Consider the following 19,048-nt stretch of genomic DNA (forward strand, 5'->3'; position numbering starts at 1 on the left):
TTTTTATGATTAAGAAGATTTCGCAGGAAAAACAAAGACAAAGAGCTCCCTCAAAAAGCTCTTTGGAGACGCGGCAAAAGATTCTCGATGCCGCAGAACACCTGTTTGCCTTTCGCAGTTATGACGCTGCGTCCATCAGGGACATTGCCCAAAAAGCAGACGTAAAGTTGGGCCTTGTGAACCACCATTTCGGCTCCAAAGAGGACCTGTTTTTCAAAACCGTCGAGCGCCGTGCCGAAGAACTTGCCCGTCTCAGACTTGACGCGCTGGAACAGCTGAAGGCGTCGGAAGAAGTCATCACCCTAAAAGGCATTCTGGAGAGTTTCTTCTATCCATATCTGGACAAGGCTGAGAACAGCGGTCCCGGTTGGCTTGCCTACGCAAGGTTGGTCGCAATGGTCTCTGCAGAAGAACGCTGGAGCGTCATCTCACAGGCCTGCTTCGATCCAACAGCAAAAGTGTTTCTATCAGAAATCGCCAAGCTCTACCCCACTGCCGACCTCAGGAAAGTCTCCGCAACCTTTGTCTTCTCCATCTCTTCACAAATCGCCCTATGCACCTCAGCCTGGCGTGTTGATGCGATGGCAGAAGAAGACCACACCTCTGGCATAGCTGAGATGAAAACATTACTCGTGGACTATGCAACCTCCGGCATCCATAACGCCCTATCCAATTAGAAATCTAAAATACCTGCAAATGCATAGATACACACCAATAACTTAAATATTTTAAGCTTGAATATATATGTATTTGTATGTACCCTCCATCTATTATCAGGGCTCAAGCAATAGGTTACAGAGCGCATTTCAGATAAAAAGACGTATTAAGAGCGATTTTGCAAACTGGCAAACCACTCAAGATTCATAAAGAAAAATCAGCGTTAGACTGAGCTCAACAGAGCATTTGGATCCAGCATTGACGGGAGCCCGCAGACACCTGCGCCACACGGACGGAGCAGTGGCGTGATCTGGGAGGGATCTATGAAATTCAAATCTTTAAAGCGTGCATTTGCATCTGTTATAATGGGAGCAGCACTGCCATCCATACTAATTGCCGGTTCTGCGCAGGCAGAAGAAATACTCAAAGCTGTCTCAGCCTTTCCAAAACCACTTGCTTTCACCCAATCATTTCTTGGGTACGTTGATTTGGTCAACGAACGCGGAAAAGGCATTGTCCAGATCCAGCATATTGGCGGGCCAGAGGTCTTCCCATCAAACCAGCAGGTAGCCGCAGTTGAGCGTGGCATCGTAGACATCCACTATGGCCCGGCCGGATACCATCTCGGCTCCATGCCAGAAGCAGATGCCTGGCTCGGATCAACCATAACAGCTGCAGAAGGACGCAAGAACGGCGGCTTCGCCCTAATGGAGAAGGCCTTCCAGGACCGGCTCGGCGTCAAGCTGATGGCCCATATTGATTCCGGTATCAAGTTCCACATTTACACGCTCAAAGAACCGCAAAAGAAAGCGGATGGAAGTGTCGACCTGACAGGCAAGCGCTTGCGCACCTCTCCTGTTTACAAAAGCTTCTTCGAAGCGCTTGATGCGATTCCAGTTTCTGCACCGGTCCCGGATATTTACACCGGACTGGAACGTAGCGTGTTTGATGGCGCAGGCTGGCCAATTGTCGCCATTCAGGATCTCTCATGGGACAAGTTCCTGAAATACCGTGTTGATCCCGGTTTCTTACAAACTGACCTGTCCATCGTTATGAGCCCATCCAAATGGGAAAGCCTGAGCCCGGAAGCGCAAAAGATCCTTCAGGATGCAGCGATCGAGTATGAACAGAAATCCTACGACAACTTCCAAGCAATCATCGCAGCAACCGACACCAAGGTGCAGGAAGACGGCATGACTATTGTCCGCCTCGAGGGTCAGGCTGCCAATGATTATCTGGACAAAGCCTATGAGGCCGTTTGGAGCCGAATGAAAGCCAGCAACTCGCCTCTCTATGACGAGCTGAAGAAAGCCTACTACCAGCGTTAAACATGGAAGGGGCACCTGCCCCTTTCTCCCTTATTGAGAGAACCCATGTCTCTTCCAAAACTTTACTCCGGCCTTATCACAGGCCTTGCGGTGACTGGTGCGCTGTCTTTCGTCTTCATGACCTTTGCCATCGTAATAAACGTGATCCTGCGAAACACCGGCCAACACCCCATTCAGGCCACTACAGCTCTGATTGAATACGCTCTGCTGTTTGCCACCATGGCCGGAGCTCCCTGGCTGGCGCGTCAGGGTGGGCACATCGCAATCACGTCCTTCACCAACTTCCTGCCACCAGTCATGAGAACAGCCTTAGGGCGCATCGTGCTCGTCACTTCAGTTGCAATTCTCGCGCTCTTAAGCTGGCGTGCCACGCTACTCACAACGCAAATGTGGGAACGCGGCACCTATGACATCCGTTCAATCGCCATTCCCTCTTGGGTCCTCTACGCCTTCCTCGCTGCAGGCTTCGGATTAATGGCACTTGAGTTCTTCAGGTTGCTCATTCGCGGAGATATCTACTCCGGCGAAAGCGCGCAGCATTAACACCTCAGAAAAGGACCAAACCCATGGACTGGCACCTTTCTCTGGTCGCAATGTTCACTACCATTCTGGCACTGATGGCCATCGGCATGCCCGTTGCTGTCGCTTTTTTGACGATCAATTTACTGGGCACGCTCTACTTTATGGGCGGGTTGAATGGCATTGATCAGCTCATCGCCAACTCCACCACATCCATCACCAACTTCTCACTAGTGCCCGTACCGCTGTTTCTGGTCATGGGCGAACTCCTGTTTCACACCGGCCTTGCCATGCGCGTGTTCGATGCGCTCGACAAATGTTTCGGCGGCATCAAAGGCCGTCTCTCCTACATGACAGTGGTCGGCGGAACAGTCTTCGCCACACTCTCCGGCTCCTCCATGGCCAACACCGCCATGCTTGGCTCAACCTTGATGCCGGACATGGTCAAACGAGGATACAAGCCACACATGATCATGGGGCCGATTGTGGCCACTGGCGGTCTTGCCATGATCATTCCGCCCTCGTCTCTTGCTGTCTTGCTGGGCTCAATCGGACGCATTGATGTAGGTGCACTCCTCATCGCGGGCATGATCCCCGGTCTTTTGCTGGCCCTGATGTTCATTCTCGTCATCCGCACCCAGATCACATTGGATCCTGCCTCAGCACCCGGTCATCCAGATGTCAGAGCATCTGTGCCGGAGATGATCAAAGCCGTGACGTTTGACGTTCTCCCTATGGGGTTGGTCATTTTTGCCGTTGTTGGCCTGATCCTGCTTGGTTGGGCAACTCCATCTGAGTCAGCTGCCTTCGGCGTCCTTGCCGTGGCTTTCCTTGCAGCGCTCTACCGAAAACTCACCATTGAAGCGATCACAAAGTCACTCAGAGGGGCTCTGATCGTTTCAACGCTCATGTTGACCATCATCATCGGCTCCACCACCTTCTCGCAGATACTCGCGTTTTCCGGTGCGTCTTCCGGTCTGATCATGTGGTCTTCCGGCTTTGACTTGAACGCCTACACTATGCTGGCCATTTTGTTCCTGACACTGGTGTTCCTCGGCATGTTCATGGACCAGCTCTCCATCATGATGCTCACATTGCCAGTTTTCATGCCACTGGTCAGTCTCTACGGGTTTGATCAGGTCTGGTTTGGCGTTGTCATGCTGCTTGCGTTGGAACTGAGCCTCGCAACGCCGCCATTCGGCCTGCTGCTGTTTGTGATGGTGGGCGTCAGCCCCAAAGGAACAACCATCGGCAACGTGGCATGGGCCGCTTTGCCTTACATCCTCTGCACACTTGCCCTGATTGTCATTCTTGCCATCTTCCCTGAGCTGGCAACGTGGTTACCTCAAATCATGAGATAAGAATGGGCTTACTTTGCCTTGAAGCGGAACATCTGCTTCAAGGCATTTTTCTCCAACCGCTCAGCTTGCCAACTCTGCCTTTGCTTTCAGTTCTTTCTTGTCTTCAGTTGAAAGATCTCGCCAGTCGCAATCTCGAAGGCAGGCCTCCATGGCATAAAGCGCGAGGATGGACACGCCACGACCAAACCGAAACTTCAAACGCTGATAAGCTTGCACAGATCCAAGCTCACGCAGATCATCTTCACTGCAAACATCAACTTCAGACAGCATATACTCAGTCTTTGGGCCCAGGTTTCTCAAGTGACTGACCGGCTTGTTCAAAACGCATCACCCCAGCTGTTTTGCTGAGGTTTCACCTGATCAAGACACCACGCCCTACGCATAATTTGGAGACCGGCGTTCCAAGAACGCATTAATCCCCTCCTGCGCTTCGTCGCTGCCTAAAGCCTCTGCCATGCTATCCCGTTCCAGATCCATCTGAGTGTCAAAGCTGTAATCAGCTGAGGCTTCCACCAGTCGCTTGATCGCCCCTTGCGCACCCGCCGGACCTTGTGCAATGCGGTCCGCCAGCAAATGAGCCTCAGCCAGAGTTGGCCTGTCACTGATCACGTTCACTACACCCAATTGATGCAGCCGTTCAGCAGAAACAGGCTGTCCCAGCAAACACATTTCAGAGACCAGTTGACGGGGAATAAGCCTGGACAATGAAGCGGTAGCCCCACCATCCGGCGTCAGTCCAACCTTCACATAAGCCAGCGTAAACTGAGCCTGCCGCCCCACCACCAGGAAGTCACAAGCAAGAGCCAAAGACACCCCAGCCCCCGCTGCTCCTCCATCAACTGCCGCAATCACCGGCTTCGAACAACCCTTCACCTGTCTCACTAGATTATGGAGCTTTTCAATATTATCTTTCCGCTCAGACATCGTCATCTCACGGCGTTTGACCAGTGTGTTCAAATCACCGCCAGCACAGAAGTACCCACCTTCTCCCATCAAAATGACAGAGCGTATCTCTGCCTCTTGATTGGCCAGATCCAGAGCCTGTGACAGCCCATCATAGTACTCCGGCGAAAGAGCATTACGGCGTGAGGAGTTGCAATTGGTGACGATAAGACGATCCGCCTTGCGCTCAACGCTGACAAGTGAAGCACGCTTCATGACATTGCCTCTCGCGCAGCTTCCCTCTGCATAGCTCCAACAAAACGTTCCAGATGGTAGTCTACATCGCCAAGCTGGTGATCCATCATCATCAAACGCTTGGCATAATGTCCCAGAGCATATTCCTCAGTCATACCAATACCGCCATGCAACTGAATGGTTTCTTCGCACACCAGCTGCGCCACACGTCCAATCAGGTTTTTAGCAGCACTCACATGCTTGTCTCTCAGGGAAGGTTCTGCAGACAGATGCCCCGCCACATTAATAAGCGCAGAGCGGGCCTGCTCAATCTCAATCAAGACAGTAGACATCCGATGCTGAAGTGCCTGAAACTTGCCCAGCGCCCGACCAAACTGCGTCCGCACGCGCAAATACTCAGCTGTCAAATCCTTCGCAGCTTCCATCGCTCCAACAGCCTCGGCGCACAGTGCAACCACACCTGCTGCCCGAGCTGCGTCCAAAGCAGGGAGAACGGCCTTCGAAGTTCCAAGACAAGCAGAGGCTGGAACCACCGCATTCACCAATGCAATATCGCTGGCGTGATAGCCATCCAGATTAGGGTAAGAATACCGCTCCACGCCCGAAGCACCGGCATCAACCAGAAACAGTTGTAGCCCTTCAGCACCACGAGCACTCACAATCAGCTTGTCCGCACTTGGTCCGCCAATCACAACAGACTTTGTCCCATTGAGCCGATAGCCACCTTCAACCCGTTCCGCAGTTGTCTCCACCGCGTCCAGGTCATAGCGCGACTGAGGCTCTTCCAAGGCGGGAACGATCTTGAGCTGCCCTCCAATCACATCCCCGATCAGCACCTTCTGCTCCTCAGACCCAAGCTCGCTCAGCAATCGCCCGGCCATAACGCCAGAGGCCATCAAAGGCTCCACACAGACAAACCGCCCCAGCTCCTCAAAAACAACGGCAATATCAAAGCCACCGCCTCCAAAGCCCCCGTGCTCTTCCGCAAACAGCGCCCCGATCACGCCCAGCTCGGCAAAATCACTCCAGATTTTATCCGAACAACCCTGTACATGCCCAACAGAGGTAGCCCATTGTTTTGCATCGTAGTTATCTGACAGGTAGCGATGCAGCGTGTCCTGAAGCATCCGCCGTTCTTCACTATGATTGAAATCCATGGAACGCTCCTAAAGGCCGAGGATGGCTTTGCTGATGATGTTACGCTGGATCTCGTTAGACCCGCCAAAGATGGAAAGTTTGCGGTTGTTGAAGTAGCTCGGGCTCGCAGCTGCAGCATAATCCGGTCCAACACCCTGAGCATTCGCACCGCTGTCCAACGCCTCAGACACAAACGGCATGGCATAGCGCCCAACCGCACGGCGTGTCAGATCATTGATCGCCTGCCGGATCTCCGTTCCCTTAATCTTCAGCATGGAACTCTCCGCTCCCGGAGCCTGCCCCGCAGCCGCTTTGGCAATCATGCGCAGGTTCGTTGTTGCCATAGCCATCAGATCAATCTCGATTTGTGCAACCCTTGCAGCAAAATAAGGATTGTCCAGCAAAGGTTTGCCGCCAGACATCTGCTTGGCACAAACATCCTTCAAATGAACAAGAGCTGCCGTTGAAAAGCCCACACCTGCAATGTTGGTACGCTCATGGGTCAACAGATACTTGGCGTAGGTCCAGCCCTTGTTCTCTTCCCCAACAAGGTTGGTGACCGACACCCGCACATCCTCAAAAAACACCTCATTCACTTCCTGCCCACCATCAATCAACGTAATGGGCCGAACTGTGACACCCGGTGTCTTCATATCAATCAACAGAAACGAAATGCCTTCCTGCGCCTTGACTTCCGGATCCGTACGCACAAGGCAGAAGATCCAATCCGCATGCTGTCCCAGTGTAGTCCAGGTTTTCTGACCGTTGACAACATAGTGCTCACCATCACGCACAGCACGAGTTTTCAGGGAAGCAAGATCGGACCCCGCCTGCGGCTCGGAATACCCCTGACACCACCAGTCCGTGCCATCCAGAATACGTGGCAAAAAGCGATCCTTTTGCACCTTGCTTCCAAACTTCAAAAGAACGGGTGCCAGCATGGAAAGCCCGAAAGGGATCGTACGCGGCGCATGGGCAAGGCAAAGCTCTTCCTCAAAGATATGCCGATAAACTGCATTCCAGCCAGTTCCGCCATACTCTTCCGGCCAGTTGATCGCCAGCCACCCTTGCCTGTTCAGCGTGGCATGCCACTCTTCATGATCCGCCTTGGAAAGCCGCTTTCCCAATCTGACTTTTTCTGAGAGCGTCTGCGAAAGGTTCTCTTTCAAAAACGATCGCACCTCATCGCGAAACGCCAACTCATCAGCTGAATAGTTCAAGTCCATATGCCGCCCTCCCTGCTTCATTGGACATAACTGTCGGGAGGACGTGGAACGCATGCCCCACCTCATCTCCATCATGAGATCAGAGTATCGCGCACCCAGATTATTTCAATATGTAATTTATAATTCCACCATGCAGAATTAACAGTAAGCAACTACTTCGACCTGAGCCATTTCCTCGTGCTGCAAGTTCCTGAAATACGTTAGCCGCGGTTGATCAGAACCGAGGGCAAGCCCAGTGCGCGTTCCAGCTCTTTCACTCGGTCCCGCAGTTTAGGCCCAACCTCATTCTGCATACGCTCATAGCTCAGCATGTCCGGCGTCGCCCCACAGCCGATTGCAACCGGCTCACCAAAATCATGAGAGCGAAACCCCGTCGAAACAGCATTGATGTTTTCCGCATAACGCTTGTCTTCATCAACAATGACAAAACCTTGTGCCAACAACTGCGAGTAACCCGCATTTCTCGCAGTCTGCAAAGTCTCCGCACCGATGCTGTCGTCCCGCCCCTGCACACGCTCACAAACCTGAGCAAACTCGTGGTCTGTTACGCTTGCCAGATAAGCATGACCAGAGGACGAGCCAGTGATCGGAATGCGATGTCCCACTTCCAACCAGATGGCAGGTGCGCCTTGCGGGCGCCACGTCTTAGTCAGCAACATCTTGTTTTCATCAAGCACTGCCAGCAAAGCCAATGTACCTGTCTCATCAGCAAGCTGCTGCATCATCGGGTTTGCCGCTTCAATGAAAGATACAGAAGCACTGGCAATATTACCCAGCGCCAGAGCAGCGGGACCAAAGCGATACCGGTCATGACGACGCGCATGGCTGAGATAGCCCAGCTGCTGAAGGGTGAAAGTTAAGCGGGAAACCGTGGACTTGGGAATGCCGGTACGCTGAGAGATTTCCTGGTTGCCCAGCCCATCATCAGAAGCCCGGAATGCCCGTAAAACCTGCAGCCCTCGCGCCAGCGTTGTCGCAAACCGCCGGTCTTTTTCTTCATGTCCGCTCAACACTAAAACCCCACCCCAATCATTTACATCCCTTGCCTAACACACATCATTCACCTCAAAGAACACCAGCACGGCATCCAGCAGCAATTCTCCAAGACAAATGCCGCTCAGACCTCCAGCCATTCCCTTCGGATGTCATCGCGCTCACGGAACTCCTCCGGTGTCCCATGATAAACAATCTCCCCATGCCCCATCACATAAACCTGCCGGGCGATCTTCAGGGCAATGGAAAGCTTCTGCTCAACGAGCAAAATAGAAACACCAGCTCGCGCGATTTCTGCAATCAGTTCACCAACCTGTGTCACAATTTTAGGTGCAAGCCCTTCAGTCGGTTCGTCAATAATAATCAGGTCAGGATCTCCCATCAGCGTCCGGCAGATGGTGAGCATCTGCTTTTCCCCGCCAGAAAGCACACCAGCTGCCGTATCAGCGCGAGATTTAAGATTGGGGAACATGTCCAGCATCTGCTCAATGCTCCACCTACCCGGCTTCCGCATGTCCTTGATACCAAGAAGAAGATTATCCCGCACACTCATCAGGGGGAAGACATCCCGGTTCTCCGGCACATACCCAAGCCCCTTACACGCAATGCTATGGCTCGGCAGACCAGAGATAGCCTCACCCTTGAACCAGATATCTCCTTTGGGTGCCACCTCACCCATAATCGCCTTGGCCGTGGTGGACCGCCCGACACCGTTGCGCCCTAACAGCGCCGTCACACTGCCCTTGGGCACATCCATGTTCACACCGCGCAGCACATGGCTCTTACCATAAAACGCATGCAGATCTCGGACCTTCAGCATTTCACCTCCAGCAGTTCCACTCATGCGCTCATCTCCGCAAATTCTGTCTCATCCCCAAGATAAGCCTCTCGCACCCGTGCATTGCCGCGAATTTCCTCTGGCGTCCCTGTTGCGATGATCTCACCATAAACAAGCACTGAAATTCGGTCAGAAAGCCCAAACACAACCCCCATGTCATGCTCCACGATCAAGAGCGTCTTACCTTCCGTTGCCATCTCGATGAGTTTAATCGCCCTGTCAGTTTCTGAGTGACTCATGCCAGCCGTCGGCTCATCCAGCAAAATCACATCTGCCCCACCTGCAATGGTGATAGCAATCTCCAGCGTGCGTTGATCCGCATAGGTCAGCAGCACAGCAGGCACATCGGCTTTATCCGTCAGCCCCACCTTCTCCAACACCTCAGCAGTCTTGCGCTGCACCTCCTTCAGGTTACCAATATTCCGCCAGAAACTGTGCCCATACCCAAGCGACCATAACACTCCGCAGCGCACATTCTCGCGCACCGACATATTGGCGAAGATGTTGGAGACTTGAAAACTACGCGACAATCCAAGCCGGTTAATCTGGTGAGGTTTCAGACCAGAGATCTGCCGCCCAGCCAAACTTATTGTTCCCGAACTTGGCGGAAACAGACCGGAGATAAGATTGAACAGCGTGGACTTGCCAGCTCCATTGGGACCGATAATCGCATGCCGCTCCCCTCGGGCAATGTCCAGCGAAACCCCTTCAATGATCTTCGCCGGACCAAAGTTTTTGCGCAGGTCCGTCAACTGTAAAGCAGGAGCACTCATGAGCCCATTCCTCCCTGCCTGGAAAGCACTTTGAGCGAACCAATGCCAACACCAGCAAGCACCAAACCAACTGCCCATGGCATCATCTGGTCAGGAGCAAGATGGAAACTAAACGGTTCAAAAGCCTCTCCAAACCCATTGGAATGCCTCACAGCCAACTCAACCAGCACAATGACGCCAGTTGCAGACAGCAGGGCCGAAATAGCAAACGCCCCAGCCCGTACAAGCCCCTTGCCACTCAGTGATTGCCTTAAGGCAGTCGTCCCGCTCAAAAGCAAACCAGCAAGCCCGCCCGGCGCAAACAAGATCATCCCGATAAACAAAAGACCCAGATAAAGCAGCCATGCTTCCGAATAATCTGAGAGGTTGGACTGCATGTAAGTCAACACCACAGCCCCAAGAATAGGGCCTGCAAAGTAGCGAGCACCACCAATGAACGCCATTAACAACACCAGGCCCGACGGGATCACGCTCAGGCTTTCTGGCGTAAAGATCTCATAGTTCACCGCAGACATTCCGCCCGCCAATCCGGCGAAACCACCAGCAGCAATAAACACCAGATAGCGCACACGGTTTGGGTTGTAGCCCACAAACTGAACCCGCTCTGGATTATCCCGCACCGCTTGCGCCAACTTGCCAAGTGGCGTGCGGGTGAACGCATACATCAGCGCAACTCCAAGAAAGGTCCAGAACGCGATAAACCAGTACACTTCGCCCAAAGGCCCAAGAGACAACCCGAACAGCTCAACACCATTCATGCGATCGCCAGTGATGCCTTCCTCACCACCGAAGACGCTGATGAACATGAAACCGGCAGCAGCAACAAGTTCGGCAATGCCAAGCGAAATCATGGCAAACGGCACACCCGCCCTCCGGCAGGACGGCCAACCAATCACAGCACCTGCCAAGGCTCCGCCCGCAAAGCCCACCAGTGGTAGAGCAAACATAGGAAAGGCTGCCCAGAGCCCCCCGTCATAGCTGGCATTCTCAATCGCATTCATCCCATGCATGGCAGCATACCCACCAAGGCCAAAATAGACAGCATGACCAAAGGAAAGCATGCCCGCCTGCCCTAGCAACATGTTGTAGGACAGAGCAAAAACCATATTGATGCCGATAGCATTGAACAGCGACAGCCATGTTCTGGATGGCTCAAACAGTGGAATACTCAAGAGGATCAAGGCAAGCAGCAAAAGCGGCAGAACCCGTGTTGCAAACTTGTAGCGTACACTCGGTGCCAGATCAGGCACCCGGTCAAGACTGTAGTCGGTCAAAACTCACGCTCCCCCATCAGGCCACGCGGACGCAGCATCAACATCAGCACCAGAAGAAGGAACGGCAACATGGGAGCCAAAGACGCAATCGTAATACGTCCGATATCACCATCAGCGCTCAATCCGGCAAACGAAAAGATCTCGGCAAAACTGCTATCAATTGAAATGGCAAAGGTCTGAAGAAAGCCAATCAGCAAACTGGCAATAAACGCCCCTTCCAGACTGCCCATGCCGCCGACAACAACGACCACGAAGACAATAGGCCCAATGGAAAATGCCATGGACGGCTCAGTCACCAGATAGTTGCCGCCAATCACCCCGGCCAGACCTGCCAACGCACACCCGGCAGCAAACACCAGCATGAAGATCCGCGGAACGTTATGCCCTAGATGAGACACCATATGTGGATGTGTCAGCGATGCCTGAATGATCAACCCGATCCGTGTTCTCTTGAGCAGGTACCAAAGTCCCGCCAGCATGGCGATGGACACAGCCAACATGAAAATCCGGTAAGCCGGATATTGAGAACCGAACAGTTCAAAGAGTGAATAATTGAGCTCCGGCGGAATCTCATAGGCAACCGCAAACTTGCCCCAGACAATCTTCACCAGCTCCTCAATCACATAAGCCAGCCCAAACGTGAACAGCAGCTCTGCCACATGCCCCCTGGCATGCACTTTGCGCAGGCCCCACTTTTCAACGCAGGCACCAGCCGCTCCAACGCAAATCGGCGCCAGAAATAACGCAAACCAAAAGCCGGTATGCTGGCCAAGCGTAAAAGCAAAATAGGCACCCAACATATAAAAGCTGGCATGGGCCATATTGAGAACGCCCATCATACTGAAAATCAACGTCAATCCGCTGGACAGCATAAAGAGCAACAGACCGTAGATCAGCCCGTTGAGCAGAGCAAAAACAACCGTCTCCATAACATCCCTCAAAAGAAAAGAGCATGCTCAGGCCCGATTGCCCGAGCATGCCATTGTTCAAGTAAGATTGTTAGGAAGGACGACGCATCCTGCACGTTGTCGGAGTTTCAGTCGCCGCTGCCGGAATGGTGATATCTGTTTTAAACCCGAAGCCGGTATTCTCCACATCACGGACCACGCCCTCAGAAAACGTTGAGATATAAAGCGGTTGCATCAGCTGATGATCATCCGCCCGCATGGTAACCTCCCCATAGGGCGTCTCATAAGTCATGCCTTCCAGCTCAGCCGCAACCTTGGGCACATCCACGGAACCGACCGCATCAACAGCCTTATCAAGCATGTTCATCAAGGTAAAAACCCGCTCGTAATAGTAATCGAGATTATTGGTTTTCTCAAAATCATCCACCCGAGCCATCTGCTTTTCAGAGGCCTCAATATTCTCATGGAACTCAGTGATCTGTTTCACCAGTCCAACAGCACTCTGCCCCATCGCAGTCGGAGCCCCCAGACCGCCGCCATAGAACGTCAGATACGGCACCGTATGACCGGAGGCATTCGCCGCTTTCACAAGCAGCGTCATGTCTGTTCCCCAGTTTCCGGTGAACACAACATCCGCATTCGCACTCATCATTTTCTGCACGTATGGCGTAAAATCTTTAACCCTGCCAATAGGATGAAGCTCCGCACCAACAATCTTGATATCTGGACGCTTCTCCTCAATCATGGACTTTGCAGCAGCCGTAAACGCCCGACCATAGGAGTAATCCTGTGCCAGAATATAGGCCGTTTTGATGTCTTTCTGATCCCGCAACCAGTCAGTCAGACCTGCCATTTTCATGTCTACATGCGCATCAAACCGGAAATGCCAGTAGTTGCACTTCTTGTTGGTCAGCGCCGGATCAACCGCCGCATAGTTAAGGAAAAGAACCTCTTCTCCCGGATTACGCTTGTTGTGCTTGGCTATCGCATCGGTCAAAGCATTTGCAACGCTCGACCCGTTCCCCTGTGCGATAAAGCGAACACCCTGATCAATCGCCTTCTGCAGCTGTACGAGGCTCTCTTTCGGATTGATTTTATTATCAAACGCAATCACTTCCACCTGCATGCCGCCCATGCCACCAGCCGCATTAATTTCATCAGCAGCATACCGGAAGTGTTTCACTCCAGCATCGCCCGTACTCCCGAACGGACCTGATAGCGGATCAATATATCCGACCTTGATTACCTCAGCTTCCGCAGAGAGAACACTGCCAGAAAGCAGAAGTGCGGCTAGACTAGACTTCCCAAAAATACCTTTAGACAAAACAACCCCTCCCCCAAAATGATTTTTCATTATTATTTTATTAAGGTAATGAGATATTCATCAGACTATATTGTCAAGCAATAAGTAAAACCCAATTCCGCATAGTGACTTAAGCAATTTCGCAGACGAATACAGCACCGAGTCATCTGTTTCAAAACTTCACCAAAAGCTGCCCCCAACAAACATTGCATGCAGTCTGCAAATTTATTCTTCAGTTGATTGTACTTTGTATCAAACAGCACAACACGCCCTTGATACCGCCCCTACAGAATATCCCAGTTAAATCAGTAGAGTTAGGGACAGCTGAATGGGCAACTTCAAAATCATTCACGACTTGATGGTTGAAGTCGGACCGCTTCTGGAAGCCTTGGAGATATCAGAGTACGCAGAAGCCAAAACCTGGACTGTTCTACTGGAAGATTTCCTGATCATCCTGGAAAGCGACGAAGATAATAACATCCTTCATATCTCTACCATTTTAGCAAGCCCTGCGCCTGAAGCTCGAAGGGATACTTATCTTAGTGCCCTACGCTACTCAGGGGAACAACAGGCGGAAAACAACTACCGTGTTGGCCTTGTTGAGAAAGATGGTGACCTCGCATTGATCAAGACCGAGTACACCAACAATCTGGATAAAAACAAACTCTACACCACGCTCAAAGGCTTCCTGAGCGAAGCCAGTAAACTCAATCTCATGATTGAGACCACTCCCAGACCACAGATCTCCCTGACAGAAAACGCCGGCGAAATCATTTTACCCGCCTGATAAGCGTTTCCAAGCAAGGATAACTCCAAATCTTCCTTTAAATTTTTACTCAAGTGTTTGCTGCGGCACACCTGTGGCTTTTTCCAATTGTTAGAAGCGAAAGGTGAATTGGCCTGAAAGCAAGAGCAGGCTGAAATCAGGAGCAGGACGTGCAAAAAATCTTTCAAATGTTGTCAGGGAGAAATGATGTTCTCCTGGCATTTCTTTTGATCGCAATCGTATTCATGATGATCCTTCCGTTGCCGACGGTTCTCGTGGATACGCTCATTGCAATCAACCTGAGCCTTGCGGCAATCCTGCTGATGGCTGCACTCTACCTGAAAGATGTTGTGGCCCTCTCGGCCTTTCCTTCTATCTTGCTTCTGACGACCCTCTTTCGCCTGTCACTGTCCATCACGACGACCCGTCTGATCCTGCTCAAAGCCGACGCTGGCGAAATCATCGACACTTTCGGTAACTTCGTAGTTCAGGGCAATCTGGTCGTCGGTATCGTTATCTTTCTGATCCTGACCATCGTGAACTTCCTGGTGATCACCAAGGGCTCCGAACGCGTGGCAGAAGTCTCCGCCCGCTTCTCCCTTGATGCAATGCCCGGCAAGCAGATGTCGATCGACTCCGACATGCGCGCTGGCCAGATCGAACTGGATGAAGCCAAGCGCCGCCGTACCAAGCTGGAGAAAGAAAGCCAGCTTTATGGTTCCATGGACGGTGCCATGAAGTTTGTGAAGGGCGATGCAATCGCAGGCCTGATCATCACCGCGGTCAACATTATTGGCGGCGTCATCATCGGCACCTCCCAGCATGGCATGAGTGCAATTGATGCTCTGGATCGTTACACCATTTTGACTATCGGTGACGGTCTGGTTGCCCAGATCCCTGCGCTGTTCATTTCCATCACAGCTGGCTTCATGGTCACCCGTGTGAGCACAGAAGATTCCAGCGACCTTGGATCTGACATTGCCAAACAGTTGAACAGTGAGCCTAGAGCGCTCATGATTGCAGCGACAATCATGGTCGGCTTCGCGCTTATTCCTGGCTTCCCAACCTTCATCTTCCTGCTCCTTGCAGCAATCTTCGGTTCTGTCTCTTTCTTCGCCATGCGGAAGACCAAGTCTCAGTCCGCAAGAAAGGATTCACAGCAGCTCTCAGCCTTTGCGCCTGCCATAGCGCCTGAAGGTGAAGCTATGATGATGCCAGATGAGGACATGGCGACCGAGGTGGAAGCTGCTCAGGATCTGGCCATTACAATCACCGTACCGCTCATTGTCGATATCTCATCGTCTGTCAGGTCCACGCTCAATCCAAAGAAGCTCGACAGAGAAGTCGCCAAAGTGCGCAAAGCTCTCTATTTCGACCTCGGCGTTCCCTTCCCGGGCATCAAACTACGCCTCAACGAGAGCTTGCCGGAAGGCGAATATCGTATCCTCGTCAACGAAGTTCCTGTTGCCCGCGGTGCAGCGCGCTCCGGCTATTTCATTGCCCGCGAGACGCCGCCAAACCTCGCTATGTTCAACATTCCTTACGAGGAAGGCGACAGCTTCCTGCCAAACACCCCGTCTTTCTGGGTGAACAACAGGCACTTCGAGCAAGCAACTCGCGCTGGTATTCAGACCCTGACACTCACCGGCATGCTCAGCTTGCATCTGGCTCATGTGCTTAAACAGCACGCCGCAGAATTCCTCGGCATTCAGGAATGCATGTTCCTGCTCAAGCACATGGAAGGCGACTTTGACGAGCTGGTCCGCGAAGTGAACCGCGCCGTCCCTCTCATCTCATTAGCCGATGTTCTCAAGCGTCTGGTGCGAGAGGACATCTCCATCCGTGATATGCGCACAATCCTGCAGGCCATCGTCGAATGGGGCCAGAAGGAAAAAGATCCGCTCATGTTGACGGAACATATCCGCATGGCATTGAGCCGCTATATCACGCATAAATACTCTGCAGGCCAGCACATCATTCCGGCATACCTCATCGACAAGGACATCGAGGATGAGGTCCGCGGTGCTATCAGGCAAACCAGTGGCGCATCTTACCTCGCGCTTTCGCCGGATACACACCGTCAGCTCATCACTGTCATGCGCAGCGCGATTGGCGATAATCTGGCGCACAACGGCATAGCTCCAGTCATTCTGGTCCCAATGGACATTCGCCGCTTTTTCAGAAAAGTGATCGAGCGCGACTATGCCGATCTGGCTGTGCTGTCCTTCCAGGAACTGGCACCAAACGCCAACATCCAACCATTAGAGAAAATCAGTTTACGCGGCAAGGTTGGCACCCTACCAGCCTGATCCCCGAATACCGCGTAAAGCCTGCCCTTTGCCCGGGCAGTAAAGGTGGAACCCGAATAACCATAATCAGAAGCCCCAACTTCGGGTCATCGGGTTCCACCTATTCTTAAAATGTCGGGAAGAAATCATCATCCTCGTTAATCTCAGCACCGTACTCCCCGTCATCAAACTGAAAATCCTTATAACCATCCTCTTTGGTCGCTCCAGCTTTTAGTCCCTCCTCCAGAACCTGAAAGGCGTCAGCAACCTGATTTGCAGGATTTTTCCAAAATACAATCTGGCCAAAAATCATTGCTTCTGAGTAAGTTCCTAAAGACGTAAGCACTTTTGCTGCATCATCTTTGTTGAATGGATTTCCGTCTGGTTTAATCAGTGCAAGATGCACGCCTTTTACCTTGGTGCCGTCTCGCACGGTAACACCGATGCAAGAACTGAAGCCGGTGAACTTGATTTCCCCTTCACCGCATCCAACTTCTCGCTCAGCTATGGCCATTACATCCGAAGCTTCTTGCAGACTTCCGTCTTCCGGCAGTATCAGATCTGGTTTGGAGACATCACCATCAACGGCAGGAATGTCTTCAGGCTTAGACGGCTCCTGAACTTCTGCTTCCACATTTTCTTGAGCAGCTATTTTCTCAGGCTCCTGCACGTCATCTTTAACTTGCTCGTGGACGTCACCCGTCCCTTGTTCCTCAGCTTTTTCCTCAACCTTAACGTGCACCTGGCTGCTAGTTTCCACTTGTTTCTGGGATCCGGTTTTCAGTTCTTGCTGGTCATCACCGTCAGGCTAATCACCAATCGCATCCTGCTCCTCATCAGTAACCTGAGCTGGGATTTCCGGGTTGACCCCAATGTGTTTCAAAACATCAGTTGCCCATTTTTCGTGCTCAACACCCATGCTCATTCTCCGAAAAGTTGCTCAAGCAATTCTCACGGGCACACTTTAAATTCGCATGAAGGTGGAGCATCCATTTTTGCACTAATCCAACCCAAGTCTCAGCACCCCTGCATGCAAACACCAATGGCACCGCATGGCCTTCCATGCAGTGGTAAAATTTAGAATCCCAAGATACGGGGTGAGCAAGGCGAGCAGGCAGTGCCTGCGCTACTTGTTAAATTAGTTTCTTCGGCATTGGCTGCTCGCCTCGCCCGGGCGTTTTTGTATGAAACAAGGTCTCCTCCGAAAGGCATTGGGAGCAGGCACCATCAGCAACAAACACACCAGCCAGAGGCAAACGTGAGTGTCAGTGATAGCTAAACGCCTGCCAGTGTAGACGCCCATCGGGTGACCAGCTTCCGCTTGGTCCCTGCACTAAAGACTTTCAAGGGGTGTTTCAACGGACCCGCCGGAGGATGCGTTATGTCTCCCGGTAGCCCCGCCCAGCCCACGCCGAACTGACGGTCGCTCCGCCAGCTGCCCGTTTACGTGGACACGGGATAATCTTAGGGCTGGCGGAACCAAGGGGAATAAGTTTTTGATGCAGACGCGACGAACTAAGGCATCAACCGCTCAAGAAACGACGCAACAATCGGGCCCCAGACTTTAGGGCCCTCATCCCTCAGGAAGAGATCATGACCGTTCTCACCCTCAAGCGGTAATATGGCCAGCTCTTGCTCTGCATCACTTTCCGATGTGTAAGCCTCAAAAAATGATCTGGCTAACATTGGGCTATAAAACTCCTCGTTCTCCGCATAAATCCAGAGCGTAGGCAGTGTTGTACCAGACCCATACATTCTGAAACCTTGCTCACTCTGTTCCAGATCACGCGCACTATGCCCATCGATTGTCACTGTTCCCGGCGCGAAAGCGATGACACTTCGAACACCTTTAGGGGCCTTGCGAGAAGCGGCTAGTACACTGTTGCCACCAGCAGAAAGTCCTACGAGCAAAACATGGTCGGCAACCACAAACGGTTGATCCTGAAAGTAGCGCACTGAACTATTGATATCATGAACGCGCTCTTCGAGGACCTTTATGAAACCTTCTGAATCCCCATCCTCAACAACAGAGCGTTTCCCCTCCGAGCGCCCATATCCTCTACGGATAACAACAGCAACTGCATATCCTCGCGCAAGAAACCACCTGATTGCAGCGTCAGGACGGAAATCATAAGGGCCATCACGAGGAGCACTCCGAGCCGCCCCATGAGTAAAGACCGCCAGAGGAAAAGGCCCTTCTCCATCCGGCTTGAAGGTGGTCGCATCCAAAGTGATCGTCCTACTGCCGTCTTCCAACTCAACCGGAACCTGCCAAATCTGCATATTCAGTTTACCAAGCGGCTCACTGATGGGACCACTCTTTTGATGCGGCGATTGCGCCAAAGAGGCTTGCGCGAAAAACAAGAAAACCAAAACTGACAAACTGGTGATGAAACCCGAGACCACGTCCCGCTTATTGAGTCTATAAAACATCTTGCCCTCATTTGAATTACATTTGCATTACAATACAATTACAAATGAAGCACGATTCCCATACGGCTGCAAGTCGCATTAATCGGACTAAGGAGGAGACAAGCTGA

At 52.1% G+C, this 19,048-nt stretch carries 18 protein-coding genes; 6 read left to right on the forward strand and 12 right to left on the reverse strand.

From position 1 onward, the window contains the following. Nucleotides 1-5: 5 nt before the first annotated feature. The 4 genes from BM231_RS24490 to BM231_RS24505 all read left to right on the forward strand — a co-directional run bounded on the left by BM231_RS24490 (nucleotide 6) and on the right by BM231_RS24505 (nucleotide 3,865). The gene (locus BM231_RS24490; RefSeq protein WP_093523744.1) at nucleotides 6-677 is read left to right on the forward strand and encodes a TetR/AcrR family transcriptional regulator; all 672 of its coding nucleotides are present in this window, start codon (nucleotides 6-8) and stop codon (nucleotides 675-677) included. A 303-nt stretch (nucleotides 678-980) separates the two neighbouring features. After that, nucleotides 981-1,985, forward strand: a complete 1,005-nt coding sequence (gene dctP, locus BM231_RS24495) for a TRAP transporter substrate-binding protein DctP (RefSeq protein ID WP_093523746.1) — start codon at nucleotides 981-983, stop codon at nucleotides 1,983-1,985. A gap of 45 nt (nucleotides 1,986-2,030) precedes the next feature. Further along, nucleotides 2,031-2,528 carry a TRAP transporter small permease gene (locus tag BM231_RS24500; protein ID WP_093523748.1) on the forward strand — a complete coding sequence of 166 codons (498 nt, stop codon included), beginning with the start codon at nucleotides 2,031-2,033 and terminating at the stop codon, nucleotides 2,526-2,528. 23 nt (nucleotides 2,529-2,551) lie between these two features. Further along, a complete protein-coding gene (locus BM231_RS24505) occupies nucleotides 2,552-3,865 on the forward strand; it encodes a TRAP transporter large permease (RefSeq protein ID WP_093523750.1) in 1,314 nt (437 codons plus the stop codon). A gap of 60 nt (nucleotides 3,866-3,925) precedes the next feature. On the opposite strand, the gene BM231_RS24510 is transcribed toward BM231_RS24505, so the two are convergent. From BM231_RS24510 to BM231_RS24555, 10 genes are all read right to left on the reverse strand, one after another. After that, complete coding sequence (locus BM231_RS24510) at nucleotides 3,926-4,186, reverse strand: TfoX/Sxy family protein (RefSeq protein WP_342029955.1); 261 nt, start codon at nucleotides 4,184-4,186, stop codon at nucleotides 3,926-3,928. A 54-nt stretch (nucleotides 4,187-4,240) separates the two neighbouring features. Then, a complete protein-coding gene (locus BM231_RS24515) occupies nucleotides 4,241-5,023 on the reverse strand; it encodes an oxepin-CoA hydrolase, alternative type (RefSeq protein WP_093523754.1) in 783 nt (260 codons plus the stop codon). Next, nucleotides 5,020-6,159 carry an acyl-CoA dehydrogenase family protein gene (locus BM231_RS24520; protein WP_093523756.1) on the reverse strand — a complete coding sequence of 380 codons (1,140 nt, stop codon included), beginning with the start codon at nucleotides 6,157-6,159 and terminating at the stop codon, nucleotides 5,020-5,022. The genes BM231_RS24515 and BM231_RS24520 overlap by 4 nt, the downstream gene beginning before the upstream one ends. 9 nt (nucleotides 6,160-6,168) lie before the next feature. Further along, nucleotides 6,169-7,365, reverse strand: coding sequence for an acyl-CoA dehydrogenase family protein (locus tag BM231_RS24525; protein WP_093523758.1), 1,197 nt, complete (start codon nucleotides 7,363-7,365; stop codon nucleotides 6,169-6,171). Between the two features lie 200 nt (nucleotides 7,366-7,565). Further along, on the reverse strand, nucleotides 7,566-8,378 hold the full coding sequence (locus tag BM231_RS24530) for an IclR family transcriptional regulator (RefSeq protein WP_093523760.1): 813 nt from the start codon (nucleotides 8,376-8,378) through the stop codon (nucleotides 7,566-7,568). Nucleotides 8,379-8,482: 104 nt separating this feature from the next. Beyond that, entirely contained in the window at nucleotides 8,483-9,178 is a 696-nt protein-coding gene (locus tag BM231_RS24535) for an ABC transporter ATP-binding protein (RefSeq protein WP_093523832.1), read from the reverse strand. A gap of 20 nt (nucleotides 9,179-9,198) precedes the next feature. After that, the gene (locus BM231_RS24540; protein WP_093523762.1) at nucleotides 9,199-9,969 is read right to left on the reverse strand and encodes an ABC transporter ATP-binding protein; all 771 of its coding nucleotides are present in this window, start codon (nucleotides 9,967-9,969) and stop codon (nucleotides 9,199-9,201) included. Next, complete coding sequence (locus BM231_RS24545) at nucleotides 9,966-11,243, reverse strand: branched-chain amino acid ABC transporter permease (protein WP_093523764.1); 1,278 nt, start codon at nucleotides 11,241-11,243, stop codon at nucleotides 9,966-9,968. Before BM231_RS24545 ends, BM231_RS24540 begins: the two co-directional genes overlap by 4 nt. After that, on the reverse strand, nucleotides 11,240-12,172 hold the full coding sequence (locus BM231_RS24550; RefSeq protein ID WP_063311704.1) for a branched-chain amino acid ABC transporter permease: 933 nt from the start codon (nucleotides 12,170-12,172) through the stop codon (nucleotides 11,240-11,242). The genes BM231_RS24545 and BM231_RS24550 overlap by 4 nt, the downstream gene beginning before the upstream one ends. A gap of 70 nt (nucleotides 12,173-12,242) precedes the next feature. Further along, a complete protein-coding gene (locus BM231_RS24555) occupies nucleotides 12,243-13,475 on the reverse strand; it encodes a branched-chain amino acid ABC transporter substrate-binding protein (protein ID WP_093523766.1) in 1,233 nt (410 codons plus the stop codon). Nucleotides 13,476-13,782: 307 nt separating this feature from the next. On the opposite strand from BM231_RS24555, the gene BM231_RS24560 reads away from it, so the two are divergent. Together BM231_RS24560 and sctV are read left to right on the forward strand one after the other, a co-directional pair. Then, nucleotides 13,783-14,241: a type III secretion system chaperone gene (locus BM231_RS24560; protein WP_093523768.1), complete on the forward strand. Its 459-nt coding sequence runs from the start codon at nucleotides 13,783-13,785 to the stop codon at nucleotides 14,239-14,241. 149 nt (nucleotides 14,242-14,390) lie between these two features. Continuing rightward, nucleotides 14,391-16,529 carry a type III secretion system export apparatus subunit SctV gene (gene sctV, locus BM231_RS24565; RefSeq protein ID WP_280142371.1) on the forward strand — a complete coding sequence of 713 codons (2,139 nt, stop codon included), beginning with the start codon at nucleotides 14,391-14,393 and terminating at the stop codon, nucleotides 16,527-16,529. Between the two features lie 106 nt (nucleotides 16,530-16,635). Here the strand turns inward: sctV and BM231_RS24570 are convergent, their stop codons facing one another. Together BM231_RS24570 and BM231_RS24575 are read right to left on the reverse strand one after the other, a co-directional pair. Beyond that, nucleotides 16,636-17,268, reverse strand: coding sequence for a hypothetical protein (locus BM231_RS24570; protein ID WP_093523770.1), 633 nt, complete (start codon nucleotides 17,266-17,268; stop codon nucleotides 16,636-16,638). A 755-nt stretch (nucleotides 17,269-18,023) separates the two neighbouring features. Continuing rightward, a complete protein-coding gene (locus tag BM231_RS24575) occupies nucleotides 18,024-18,941 on the reverse strand; it encodes an alpha/beta hydrolase family protein (RefSeq protein WP_093523772.1) in 918 nt (305 codons plus the stop codon). Nucleotides 18,942-19,048 lie beyond the last annotated feature (107 nt).

Source organism: Pseudovibrio ascidiaceicola (assembly GCF_900114245.1).
In the GTDB taxonomy this organism is placed as follows: Bacteria; Pseudomonadota; Alphaproteobacteria; order Rhizobiales; family Stappiaceae; genus Pseudovibrio; species Pseudovibrio ascidiaceicola.

Coding starts and splice junctions, on each gene's coding strand:
- BM231_RS24490 (WP_093523744.1), top strand. CDS start 6: ATGATTAAGAAGATTTCGCAGGAAAAACAAAGACAAAGAGCTCCCTCA.
- dctP (WP_093523746.1), top strand. CDS start 981: ATGAAATTCAAATCTTTAAAGCGTGCATTTGCATCTGTTATAATGGGA.
- BM231_RS24500 (WP_093523748.1), top strand. CDS start 2,031: ATGTCTCTTCCAAAACTTTACTCCGGCCTTATCACAGGCCTTGCGGTG.
- BM231_RS24505 (WP_093523750.1), top strand. CDS start 2,552: ATGGACTGGCACCTTTCTCTGGTCGCAATGTTCACTACCATTCTGGCA.
- BM231_RS24515 (WP_093523754.1), bottom strand. CDS start 5,023: ATGAAGCGTGCTTCACTTGTCAGCGTTGAGCGCAAGGCGGATCGTCTT.
- BM231_RS24520 (WP_093523756.1), bottom strand. CDS start 6,159: ATGGATTTCAATCATAGTGAAGAACGGCGGATGCTTCAGGACACGCTG.
- BM231_RS24525 (WP_093523758.1), bottom strand. CDS start 7,365: ATGGACTTGAACTATTCAGCTGATGAGTTGGCGTTTCGCGATGAGGTG.
- BM231_RS24535 (WP_093523832.1), bottom strand. CDS start 9,178: ATGCTGAAGGTCCGAGATCTGCATGCGTTTTATGGTAAGAGCCATGTG.
- BM231_RS24540 (WP_093523762.1), bottom strand. CDS start 9,969: ATGAGTGCTCCTGCTTTACAGTTGACGGACCTGCGCAAAAACTTTGGT.
- BM231_RS24550 (WP_063311704.1), bottom strand. CDS start 12,172: ATGGAGACGGTTGTTTTTGCTCTGCTCAACGGGCTGATCTACGGTCTG.
- BM231_RS24560 (WP_093523768.1), top strand. CDS start 13,783: ATGGGCAACTTCAAAATCATTCACGACTTGATGGTTGAAGTCGGACCG.
- BM231_RS24575 (WP_093523772.1), bottom strand. CDS start 18,941: ATGTTTTATAGACTCAATAAGCGGGACGTGGTCTCGGGTTTCATCACC.